The organism is Mesorhizobium sp. WSM1293 (genome assembly GCF_000513875.1).
In the GTDB taxonomy this organism is placed as follows: Bacteria; Pseudomonadota; Alphaproteobacteria; order Rhizobiales; family Rhizobiaceae; genus Mesorhizobium; species Mesorhizobium ciceri.
Genome location: NZ_AZUV01000005.1, coordinates 59,440 through 70,838, shown reverse-complemented (window position 1 = coordinate 70,838; position 11,399 = coordinate 59,440). Strand labels below are relative to the sequence as shown.

At 63.6% G+C, this 11,399-nt stretch carries 11 protein-coding genes; 6 read left to right on the top strand and 5 right to left on the bottom strand.

Features of this window, described 5'->3' with window-relative positions; translation table 11 throughout:
• Nucleotides 1-39 precede the first annotated feature (39 nt).
• From M729_RS0108245 to M729_RS0108230, 4 genes are all read right to left on the bottom strand, one after another.
• Nucleotides 40-558: a YcnI family protein gene (locus tag M729_RS0108245; protein WP_013529535.1), complete on the bottom strand. Its 519-nt coding sequence runs from the start codon at nucleotides 556-558 to the stop codon at nucleotides 40-42.
• A gap of 41 nt (nucleotides 559-599) precedes the next feature.
• Nucleotides 600-1,139 carry a copper chaperone PCu(A)C gene (locus M729_RS0108240; protein ID WP_027161305.1) on the bottom strand — a complete coding sequence of 180 codons (540 nt, stop codon included), beginning with the start codon at nucleotides 1,137-1,139 and terminating at the stop codon, nucleotides 600-602.
• Nucleotides 1,140-1,236: 97 nt separating this feature from the next.
• Nucleotides 1,237-1,587 (bottom strand): DUF2946 family protein, encoded by a 351-nt coding sequence (locus M729_RS0108235; protein WP_024504422.1) that lies wholly within the window; start codon nucleotides 1,585-1,587, stop codon nucleotides 1,237-1,239.
• A 197-nt stretch (nucleotides 1,588-1,784) separates the two neighbouring features.
• On the bottom strand, nucleotides 1,785-2,687 hold the full coding sequence (locus M729_RS0108230; protein ID WP_013529532.1) for a GntR family transcriptional regulator: 903 nt from the start codon (nucleotides 2,685-2,687) through the stop codon (nucleotides 1,785-1,787).
• Nucleotides 2,688-2,916: 229 nt separating this feature from the next.
• On the opposite strand from M729_RS0108230, the gene M729_RS0108225 reads away from it, so the two are divergent.
• The 6 genes from M729_RS0108225 (at nucleotide 2,917) to M729_RS0108200 (ending at nucleotide 10,559) form a co-directional block, all read left to right on the top strand.
• A complete protein-coding gene (locus tag M729_RS0108225) occupies nucleotides 2,917-4,422 on the top strand; it encodes an altronate dehydratase family protein (protein ID WP_027161304.1) in 1,506 nt (501 codons plus the stop codon).
• A gap of 60 nt (nucleotides 4,423-4,482) precedes the next feature.
• The gene (locus tag M729_RS0108220; protein WP_013529530.1) at nucleotides 4,483-5,481 is read left to right on the top strand and encodes an aldo/keto reductase; all 999 of its coding nucleotides are present in this window, start codon (nucleotides 4,483-4,485) and stop codon (nucleotides 5,479-5,481) included.
• A gap of 300 nt (nucleotides 5,482-5,781) precedes the next feature.
• Nucleotides 5,782-6,774, top strand: a complete 993-nt coding sequence (locus M729_RS0108215) for an ABC transporter substrate-binding protein (protein WP_027161303.1) — start codon at nucleotides 5,782-5,784, stop codon at nucleotides 6,772-6,774.
• Nucleotides 6,775-6,957: 183 nt separating this feature from the next.
• Nucleotides 6,958-8,511: a sugar ABC transporter ATP-binding protein gene (locus M729_RS0108210; protein WP_027161302.1), complete on the top strand. Its 1,554-nt coding sequence runs from the start codon at nucleotides 6,958-6,960 to the stop codon at nucleotides 8,509-8,511.
• On the top strand, nucleotides 8,508-9,473 hold the full coding sequence (locus M729_RS0108205) for an ABC transporter permease (protein WP_027161301.1): 966 nt from the start codon (nucleotides 8,508-8,510) through the stop codon (nucleotides 9,471-9,473). Before M729_RS0108210 ends, M729_RS0108205 begins: the two co-directional genes overlap by 4 nt.
• 66 nt (nucleotides 9,474-9,539) lie before the next feature.
• A complete protein-coding gene (locus M729_RS0108200) occupies nucleotides 9,540-10,559 on the top strand; it encodes a zinc-binding alcohol dehydrogenase family protein (RefSeq protein WP_027161300.1) in 1,020 nt (339 codons plus the stop codon).
• A gap of 77 nt (nucleotides 10,560-10,636) precedes the next feature.
• Here M729_RS0108200 and phnF read toward each other — a convergent pair whose 3' ends face one another.
• Complete coding sequence (phnF, locus tag M729_RS0108195; protein WP_024504427.1) at nucleotides 10,637-11,386, bottom strand: phosphonate metabolism transcriptional regulator PhnF; 750 nt, start codon at nucleotides 11,384-11,386, stop codon at nucleotides 10,637-10,639.
• Nucleotides 11,387-11,399: the final 13 nt, after the last annotated feature.

Sequence of the window (11,399 nt, the reverse complement as noted above, 5' to 3'; positions counted from 1 at the left end):
AAAGAGCGGCGCACTCGAAAGAGCGCGCCGCCTGGGAGATCATTTCTTCGGCAGCAGCTTGATGCCGGGTGCCGGGCTTTCCAGTGCGTCTTCATCCTGCCCTGCCGCTGGAATCTCGATCCAGCGATCGGCTGCACCGTCGCATTCCTGCACGACCGGGAAATAGAGTTTTTGGCCGACGGGGAGGTCCGCCGTCAGCGTCGCGCGGAAAACGAACTCGTCATAGAATTCATCGGGCAGGTTGCCGCCGCTCCAGTCGACCTCCTTGACCCCATCGGTCACCGCCTGACCGTAGAGCTGGTAGGATTTCTCGTACTTGCCCTTCTTGGTCTGCAGCGTCCAGCCGGGCTTCGGCATCGGCTTGATCGCGATCACCCCTTCCGGAATTTGCACGCGCACGGCGGTCGTCGCCTTGCCGTCGCAGCCATGCGGCACGCGCAAAACGGCCTTGTAGGTCGAGCCGACCGCCGCCTCCTGGGTTTCGAACGTGATATGCGCGAAGGCGGCGCTGGTTCCGAGCGCGAGAAGTGCGCCGGCCGACAAAAGATATTTGTTCATGATGGTCCCTCGGATTTTCAAGATTTGTCGAGCTGGCGCGGTCAATTGGCGTGATCGTCCACGGCGCCGCCGCCCATGCCTTCGACGGCGAAATCGACGCTGACGGCGCCGGCCTTTTCGAAGGTCAGGGTGGCGGAGAACTTTTCGCCCTGTTTGGGTTGCCGCTTCAGGCCCATGAACATCAAATGATAGCCGCCAGGTGCAAGGGCTACCTTGCCGCCGGCCGGAATTTCCAGGCCGCCGGCAACCGGCCGCATGGTCATGACGCCGTCCTTGACGCCCATCTGATGCAGCTCGGCCTTTTCGGAGACATCGGAGGAAATCGACACCAGCCGGTCCGGCGCACTGCCCTTGTTGGTGATGGTGAAATAACCGCCGGCCACTTTGGCGCCGGCCGGCGTGGCGCGCGACCAGGGGTGGCCGATCTCAAGATCGCCAACCTTGAACTCATGCGCGAAGACGGACTGCGCGCCTGTGAACAGCAGCGCAAGAGCCAGCACGGCAATGCCGACACGCTCTTCGATGCCGCGTAGAATGCTGCCGGCCATAGGACGCGCGGCGTCAGGGAAAAAATAGGACATGGTTGCTCCATGAAGTGAAGGTCGCACCGTTGCCGGTCGCGAGCAGTTAGATCTTTGGATGGGTACGCCCACGAAAGGTTCCGCCGGGCAAACAGGCTCAGGCCGTCAGCGGCGGCGCGCGCGGGTTCGACGGCGAGCGCTCACGCGCAAAGTCGAGATGGATGGCCGCCGGGAAGACAAAGGCGACCGTTTCAAAGGAAAGGCTGCCCAGCGCCAGACCGGCATTGGGCGGCGGCGCAAAGGCCGCCAAAACCATGCTGCAGCCGAGCACGCAGCATGCCGGCAGATGGGACGGCGGCTGGTTGCCGCCCGGAAGCTGGGTTGCGCCTTCATGGGTACAGATGACATTGCCGAAAGCGTCGAGTTGCGATGCATTGGGACCGGCGCCGAAGGCACCAAGCGTCGACTGGAGCAACAGCAGATAGGCCGCGACAAGCGCGACCGGCATGCTCCATCGTCTCCTCGATACGCCCAAAGCCCTGCCTCTTCGCAGCAACCAACCATATCTAGCACGGGGCCGGCGGGTGGAAAATCGCCAAATCGCCGCGGCGGCAACGCGGCAGACCCAAGGCATGTCGCCCAGAAGTGTATAGCGGTTTTGGGACAACGACATGCATGAAACAAGGCTGCGAGCCGCGATGCGGCTCAGTGTTTTTGCAGCGACCGGCTCTCCGGGATCGAGGTCAGCAATGTCTGGCGCGCCGACTTCAAATGCTTGCGGCAAGCGGCGTCGACCTTGCCGAGATCGCGTGATTTCAGCGCTTCTATGTAGACCAGATGCTCACCGATCGCGACTTCGTTGCGCTCGCGTTCCTGCGCCTTGTTCCACTGGTAATGGTAGTGGAAGATCATGGCGATGACATCGTAGAAATCGACGATGAAGCGATTGCGCGATGCCCGGTGGATCAGCCGGTGGAAGCGCTCGTCGAGTTCGGAGAACTCGGTGAAGCGGGCGGCAATGTCGTTTGCCAGCTGGCGATGCTCGTCTTCCAGGCGGTCGAGATCGGTCCAGACTGCGCTGTCCTGCGGTAAAGCGGCAAAGGCGGCCGCCGAGCGCAGTTCGAACATCTCGCGGATTTCGGTCAGCTCCAGCGCGAAGGCGCGCGTAAAGCCCTTCAGCACCCAATGACTGTTGCGACGTTTCTCGATCAGGCCGAAGCGGGAGAAGCGGATCAGGAACTCGCGCACGCTGGTGGTGCCAACGCCGATCTCGCGCGCCAGTTCGAGTTCGTTGATCTGCATGCCGGCTTCGGCACCGCCGGCGAGCAGCCGACGCATGAACGACCGTTCGATGATCTCGGCCAGCGTGTCTGTCTCTTCCTCGGGGAAGAAATCATCGGGAAGCGGTTCGCGCAGCACCGTCTTGGCGCGCTTGTTCCAGGCGATCAGCCCGGTCTCTTCCATGCGCGCGAGAATGGTGCGCACCGTGGTACGGCTGACGCCAAGCAAGGTGCCCAGTTCCGGCTCCGAAGGCAGGCTGCGCGTTTCGTCGAGCAGCCGCAGGCAGCGGTTGTAGGCATCCTTGTAGACGTTGTTGCTCTTCGACATCCCTGACCCGTTGCACGCCGTCGCTTGCAGCGGACGGTTTGAAGCGCAATATGACGTTCGCATGGCTCTGAGAAGCGAAATTGCTTCCCGGAACAACCCGGAGACATGCGGAACTCCCCACGAAAAAACAATTGACGCAAAACTGTTTTTTCACGATAAAAGACAATATCTCTAAACAGGCGCGTGTCAATCCGCCCCGCGCAACCCAGGATCACCCAGGAAACCGCCCGTGAACGCCTCCAACTGCATTCTTCTGTCCCCCGCCGACAATGTCGCCGTCGCCAACGGCCGCATCGAGATCGGCACCGCGCTGCCGGGCGGTGCCGTCGCCAGTGCGCTGATCGAGCCCGGCCACAAGGTGGCGATCAAGCCGATCGCCGCCGGCGAGGCCGTGGTGAAATACGCCCAGGCGATCGGTCGCGCGACACAGGACATCGCAGCCGGCGAGCACGTGCATTCGCACAATCTGGTTTTCGAATCCGGCCGCTTGCCGGTCGTGCCGCCGAGCGAGGCCGAGCACGCGACGGAGGCCGACCGCGCCCGCACCTTCATGGGCTATCGCCGCGCCGATGGCCGCGCCGGCACGCGCAACTTCATCGGCATCGTCGCCAGCGTCAATTGCTCGGCCACCGTCTGCCATTCCATCGCCGATACCGCCAACCGCACGCTGTTGCCGAAATACCCCGGCATCGACGGCTTCGTGCCGATCGTGCACGGCCAGGGCTGCGGCATGAGCGGCACCGGCGACGGCATGATGGTGCTGCACCGCACGCTTGCCGGCTATGCCCGCCACCCGAATTTCGGCGGCGTGCTGATGGTCGGCCTCGGCTGCGAGGTCAACCAGCTCACCCTCTACGGCCAGAAGGGCGTCGCTGCCGGCAAGCGCCATTTCAACATCCAGGACGCCGGCGGGTCGCGCAAATCGGTGGAAAAAGCGATGGGCGTGCTGGCCGAGATCGCCGAGGAAGTCGGCCAGTTGAAGCGTGAGCCGATCCCGGTCAGCGAGATCGTCGTCGGCCTGCAATGCGGCGGCTCCGACGGCATGTCGGGCATCACGGCCAATCCGGCGCTGGGCGCGGCTGTCGACATCCTGGCCGGCGTCGGCGGTATCGGCATCCTCTCCGAGACCACGGAAATCTACGGCGCCGAGCATCTGCTTGCCTACCGCGCGGCAACGCCGGAGATCGCGCAGAAGCTCGACGGCTTCGTGAAGTGGTGGGAGGACCACGTCGCCAAGCATGGCGCCTCGATCGACAACAATCCCTCGCCCGGCAACAAGCGCGGCGGCCTCACCACCATCCTGGAGAAGTCCCTCGGTGCGGTCGCCAAGGGCGGCCAGACGCCGCTCAACGGCGTCTTCGGCTACGCCGAAAAAGTCACCGGCAGTGGCCTCGTGTTCATGGATACGCCTGGCTACGACCCGGTTTCGGCGACCGGCCAGGTGGCGGGCGGCGCCAACGTCATCGTCTTCACCACCGGCCGCGGCTCCTGCTTCGGCTGCCGTCCGACGCCGTCGATCAAGGTCGCCACCAACTCGACCATGTACCACCAGATGGTAGAGGACATGGACGTCAATTGCGGCGTCATCGCCTCGGGTGAAAAGACCATCGCCGGCATGGGCCGCGAGATCTTCGAACTGATCGTCGAAACGGCTTCCGGCCGCAAGACCAAGAGCGAGGACTTCGGCTACGGCGACAACGAGTTCGTGCCCTGGCATCTGGGCGCAACACTTTAGATTTTACTGATATAAAGTAGACTGCGCGCCGGTCAGCGGCGGGCAACGGGGAGGTTTTGCATGGAAAAACGCCGTATCGGTCGGACAGCTCTGGAGGTCACCGAAGTCAGTTTCGGCGGCGCCGCACTTGGCGGCCTTTACCGCGCCTGTTCGCGCGAAGCGGCGATGGAGACGCTGCAGGGCGCCTGGGATGCCGGCCTGCGCTATTTCGACACCGCACCCTTCTACGGTTTCGGACTGTCGGAGCGCCGCTTCGGCGACTTCCTGCGTTACAAGCCGCGCGATTCCTATGTGCTGTCGACCAAGGTCGGCCGGCTGTTTCGCCCGGTGCCGGACGATCAGGTTCCCGATCACTCCTATGTCGATCCGCTGCCCTTCGCGCTCGACTACGACTATTCCTATGACGGCATTATGCGGTCGGTCGAGTTCAGCTATGCGCGGCTTGGCCTAAACAGGATAGACATCCTGTTTGTCCACGACATCGGCGCCTACACCCATGGTATCGAGAAGACCAAGCTGCATTTTCGCGACCTGATGGATGGCGGCCTCAAGGCACTCGAAGAGCTGAAACGGACTGGCGTCATTTCTGCCTATGGGCTTGGCGTCAACGAGGTGCAGATCTGCCTGGACGTGATGCGCCGGGCGCCGCTCGACTGCATCCTGCTTGCCAGCCGCTATTCCTTGCTCGACCGCAGTGCCGAAGCCGAGTTGCTGCCGCTATGCCGGGCACAGCAGACCTCCTTGGTCATTGGCGGCGTGTTCAACTCCGGCATCCTGGCGACCGGCCCGGTGCAAGGCGCACATTTCGACTACCGCCCCGCCAGCCATGACGTGCTCGACCGCGTCGGCGCAATGGAGAGGATCGCCGCCGAGGGTGGCTATCCGCTCGCCGCCGCAGCGTTCCAATTCCCCTTGCATGAAGCTGCCGTCGCCACCGTACTGACCGGCACCGCCAAACTGGCAAATCTGACGCGCAACCTCGAGCTGCTCGACATCGACGTACCGGAAACGGAATACGCCAAATATCGTCCCTACACGCTGGTGCAGGAGCTGGTGTGAAACTTCATGTTCCTGCGGCACATGGAGGAATGGATATTCCATATTGACGAATTGGTGGAATTAATATTCCATACATTCCCAGAACGGAACGGAAGCGTGACGGCGCCAATGGGAGAACAGGGCTGGGGATCTGCCTCTGCCAGACCTCGCAACGACTGATCAAACACCGCTTGCATCGATCTGTTCGATGCACTATCAAAACAGGGCAACTGTTTTTTATTGATAAAGTTCTGTTTGGGACCGCGCCTATCCGAACGGAGCTTCCGTATCGTTCACCGGGCGACTTAGGGAGGAAACCTCATGAAATTCGTGACCAACATTCTCAACCGCCGCGCCGTCATGGCGCTGGCAGCAGCTTCAATGCTCGCCGGCGTCATACATCCGGCGCCGGTTTCGGCGGCGGACGTCACCATTCCGATCATCGTCAAGGACACCACGTCCTTCTACTGGCAGATCGTTCTGGCCGGCGCCCGCAAGGCCGGCAAGGATCTCGGCGTCAACGTGCCGGAACTCGGCGCCCAGGCTGAAACCGACGTCAACGGCCAGGTCTCGATCCTCGAGAACGCCGTTGCCAGCAACCCGGCGGCCATCGTCATTGCGCCGACCGAGTTCAAGGCGCTCGGCAAGCCGATCGATGAAGCCGCTGCCAAGGTCAAGGTCATCGGCATCGACTCCGGTGCCGACTCCAAGGCCTTCACCTCGTTCCTGACCACCGACAACGTCCAGGGCGGCCGCGTCGCTGCCGACGGCCTCGCAGCCGCCATCGGCGCCGCCAACGGCGGCAAGATCGAGGGCGACGTTGCCCTGATCACCAACGCACCTGGCGCCGGCTCGCTCGAACAGCGCAAGCAGGGCTTCACCGAACAGCTGGCCGCCAAATATCCGGGCCTCAAGCTGGTTGCCGACAAATACGCCGACGGCCAGGCCACCACCGGCCTCAACATCGCCACCGACCTGATCACCGCCAACCCGAACCTCAAGGGCATCTTCGCTTCCAACCTGATCATGGCGCAGGGCGTCGGCCAGGCCGTCGCGGAAAACAACCTTGGCGGCAAGCTGGCGCTGGTCGGTTTCGACAGCGACGAGAAGCTGATCAAGTTCCTCAACGACGGCGTCATTTCCGCCCTCGTCGTCCAGGATCCGTACCGGATGGGCTATGACGGCATCAAGACCGCGCTCGCCGCCTCCAAGGGCGAGAAGGTCGAAGCCAATGTCGACACCGGCGCCAATCTGGTGACCAAGGACAACATGAAAGACCCCAAGATCGACGCGCTGCTCAATCCGAAGCTCTGAGCCGTCGCATCCGCAATCGTCTCCGGGGCACCTCGCCCCGGAGACACAAACTGCCGCACAAACGGCTTGGCAATCCGCACGCCTGAGCCAGGCTGTTTTCGAGGCATATCCCTGCCTCGCCGCGTGCCAATCGTGAGGCCAGCCTGCGAAGCCAATCCGGGAGGCCAATCTGGGAGGATTGTCATGATTTCGACGGCGCAGGAACTGCATCCCGCACCCGTTCTGGAACAGGGGCGGACTATCCTCGAATTGCGTGGGCTGGAGAAGCGCTATCCCGGCACCCACGCGCTGAAACCGGTCGACCTCGCCTTCAAGTCCGGTGAGATCCACGCCATCGTCGGCGAAAACGGCGCCGGCAAATCCACGCTCATCAAGCTTCTGACCGGCGTCATGCCGCGCACCTCCGGAGAGATTGTCTGGGAGGGCCAGCCGGCCGCCCTGGCGACGCCGCACGAGGCGATGGCGCTCGGCATCAATGCCGTGCACCAGGAAGTCGTGCTGTGCCGTCACCTGACGGTCGCCGCCAACATGTTCCTCGGCGAGGAGAATTCGCGCTTCGGCATCCTGCAGCAGCGCGCCATGGTCAGGCAGGCGCAGACGATCATCGACGACCTGGGCTTCGACCTGCCGGCGCATGTCACGCTCGGCGACCTGACCATCGGCCAGCAGCAGCTGATAGCCGCCGCCCGCGCCACCGTGCGCGGCACCAAATTCCTAATCTTCGACGAGCCGACCGCCTACCTCACCCGCAAGGAAGCCGACCAGCTCTTCACGCTGATCCGCCGTCTGAAGGGCGAAGGCGTGACGATCATCTACATCAGCCACCGCATGGAGGAAGTGTTCGAACTCGCCGACCGGGTATCCGTGCTGCGCGACGGCACGCTGGTCGGCACCCGCAATATCGCAGAGACCAACGATGCCGAACTGGTCAAGATGATGATCAACCGCTCGATCGAGCAGGTCTATCACAAGGAGCATTTCACGCCGGGCGCCGCCATCATCGAGGCGAAAAACCTGTCCGGCAAGGGCTTCGAAAATGTCTCGATGACGGTCCGCGCCGGCGAGATCGTCGGACTCTATGGGCTGATCGGCGCCGGACGCAGCGAGTTCGTCACCACGCTCTACGGCCGCCACCGCAAATCCGCCGGCCAGATCCTCTGGGAAGGCAAGGAGGTACAGGTCAATTCCGAACATGACGCGATCAAGCTCGGCATGGCGCTGGCGCCGGAGAGCCGCCGCGACCAGGGCCTCTGCCTCAACCTGCCGGTCGGCTTCAACCTCAACCTGCCGATCTACAAGCGCATCTCGAACAATCTGCTGATTTCGAGCACGCAGGAGAAGACGCAGGCCGATCGCCAGATCGCCGATCTGCGCATCAAGACACCGACACGTGGCGCGCTCGCATCCAGCCTGTCGGGCGGCAACCAGCAGAAGATCGTCATCGGCAAATGGCTGGCGCACGGCGCCAAGCTGTTCATCTTCGACGAACCGACCGTCGGCGTCGATGTCGGCACCAAGGCCGAGATCTACCGCCTGTTCGGCGCGCTTTTGTCAAAGGGCGCCGGCATCATCCTGATCTCGTCCTATCTGCCGGAAGTCTATGAACTCGCCGATACGCTGCATGTGTTCCGGCGCGGCAAACTGGTGGCGACGCACGGTTTTCACGCCGCCAGCCACGAGGATATTCTCACTCAGGCGCTCGCCGAGAAACAAGAAAAGCAGGGAGGACAGATATGAGCACCGAGGCGATCGCCGTCGAAAAACCGAAGCGCAACTATAATGTCCTGTTCGGGCTGACGCTATTGGCGCTGCTGGTTCTGCTCTGGATCCTCCTCTCCGTGACGACGACGAGCTTCGCCTCGGCCAACAACCTAGCCAATCTCCTGCGCCAGGGCTCGATGATCGCCATCATGGCGGTCGGCCAGACCTTCGTCATCATCACCGGCGGCATCGATCTGTCGGTCGGCGCCGTGGTCGGCTTCGCCACCGTGGTCGTGGCCATGATGATCAATGCCGGCTTCCCCATCTGGCTCGCCATTCTGGTGACGCTGCTGGTCGGTGTCGCCATCGGCATGTTCCACGGCTTCGGTATCGTCAAGATGGGCCTGCCGCCCTTCATCATCACGCTGGCGACGTTGACCTCGCTGCGCGGCATCGGCCTTTTGATGACCAACGGCAATTCGATCAACATCAACAGCGACACCTTCACCGCCTTCTCGCGCAATTCCTTCATCGGCATCCCCAACCTGTTCTGGATGGTGATCCTGGTCGGCATTCCGGCCTATATCTTCCTGCACCACAGCCGCTGGGGCAGATACCTGTTTTCGGTCGGCTCCAACGCCGAGGCCTCGCGCCTGTCCGGCGTCAATGTCCAGCGCACCATCTACATGGCCTACACGCTGTCGGGCCTGTGCGCCGCCTTCGTCGGGGTGCTGCTGGCCGCCCGCATCGGCATCGGCAACCCGACGCAGGCCGAGGGCTGGGAACTGCAGGCGATCGCGTCGTCGGTCATCGGCGGCACCTCGCTGTTCGGCGCCGTCGGCTCGGTGCATGGGCCGCTGCTCGGCGCCTTCATCCTGGCCACCATCAACAACGGCGCCAACCTGCTCAACGTCAACTCGTTCTGGCAGCGCATCATCACCGGCGCGCTGATCATCATCATCGTCTACTTCGACGGCCTGCGCCGCCGCGGCAAGTAGCGACCCCGCAATCAACCGCCGGTCCGCCACACCAACGGGCCGGCGATTTCATGACTGGATTAGCGCATGAAAGCCGTCCTCTGCCGTTCGCCCGGCGATCTTGTCCTTGAAGACCGGCCCGCACCCGAGGCACCGCCTCCCGGCTGGGCGCTGGTGGCGGTCAGCCATGTCGGCATCTGCGGCACCGACTACCACATTTTCGAGGGCAAGCACCCGTTCCTCGCCTATCCCCGCATCATGGGTCATGAGGTCTCGGGTACCGTGATGGAGACCGGCGAAGGCGTCGAACTGGCCATTGGTGAGCCCGTCGTCGTCAACCCCTATCTTTCCTGCGGCAAGTGCATCGCCTGCCGGCACGGCAAGCCCAATTGCTGTGTCAGGATCGAGGTGCTTGGCGTGCATCGCGACGGCGCCATGTGCGAACGCATCCTGGTGCCGGCGCAAAATCTCTATCCGGCCAACGGCCTGTCGCTGGCCGACGCCGCCGCCGTCGAGTTCCTGGCCATCGGCGCGCATGCCGTGTGGCGCGCCCGCGCCGACCCCGGCGCCCGCACGCTGGTCATCGGCGCCGGCCCGATCGGGCTCGGCACCGCCATCTTCGCCCGCATCGCCGGGCTCGACGTGACGCTGCTCGACATGAGCAGTGAAAGGCTCGCCTTCGCTGCAAACGAGCTTGGTTTCCAGACGCTAGACGGCTCGCGCGGCGCGGTGCCCGATCTGGTCAGGGAAGCGACATCAGGCGAAGACTTCGATGTCGTCTTCGACGCCACCGGCAACACCCAGTCGGTGCAGTCGGCCTTCGCCCATGTCGCGCATGGCGGAACGCTGGTGCTGGTCTCCGTCGTCAAGGACGATATCAGCTTTTCCGACCCGGAATTCCACAAGCGAGAGATGACGCTGATCGGCAGCCGCAACGCGCTGCGCGCCGACTTCGATCATGTCGCCGCCTCGATCCGCAACGGGGCCGTACCACTGGCCAAGCTCGTCACACACCGCACCACACTCGCCGCCACGCCGCGCGATCTGGCTCGTTGGGCGCATGAGAAATCCGGCCTGATCAAGGCTGTGATCGAGGTGGGGTTATAACATGGCAGGCGGCGAAGCCGGTCCTCAAATGCGCCGCCGCTGGCAAGTGAATGCGGCCGAGCTGGGCCGGGCACTCCCTACAGCGCCGACAGCTTCAGCTCCACCCGTTCGGCCGGAAAGCGCGACTCGGAAAACTGGATCGGCTGGCCGTCCGGCGTAACGTTGACGGCGACCGTGACCAGCACGATAGCGCCGGGCTGCAGGTCGAGGTCGGCAAGGTCCGCCGCATCGGCATGGCGCGCCGACAGCACGGTCGATTGCCTGAGGTAATCGTCTATGCCGAACCGCGCCAGCGAGGCGGTGATCGAGCCGGTCTCGGCCATCGCGGCATCGATACCGGCAAAGCGCCGGGCTTCGAACCAGCCCGCCGCGCGCGACACCGGCCGTCCATCGGCTTCGCCGCGCGTTTCCAGGCGGATCACATCGGCTCCCTTGGCAAGACCCAGTCCCTCGGCGACGCGCTGGCTGGCCGGCTCGACCGACGAGGCGAGCAAGGCGATGTGCCGTTCCGTCGTCTGCGCTTGCAGCCCTGTCGAAAACCGTGTGCGCGCCCCGATCGGATAGGACAGCCGCTTGCGCGACAGCACGAAGGTGCCGCGCCCCTGCTCGGCCCGCAGCACGCCTTCCCTTACGAGGGCTGATATGGCGCTGCGCACCGTGTGGCGGTTGACGCCATAGCGCTCTGCCAGCGCCACCTCCGGCGGCAGCGCTGCATTCTCCGTGAAATCGCCGATGGCGATCGCATGCAGCATCTTGTCGGCAATCTGCCGCCACAGCGAAACGCCACTGCGCCGCTCGATGCTGTCCGCTGCTAGCCGCCCGACCATCATTGCCCCAATC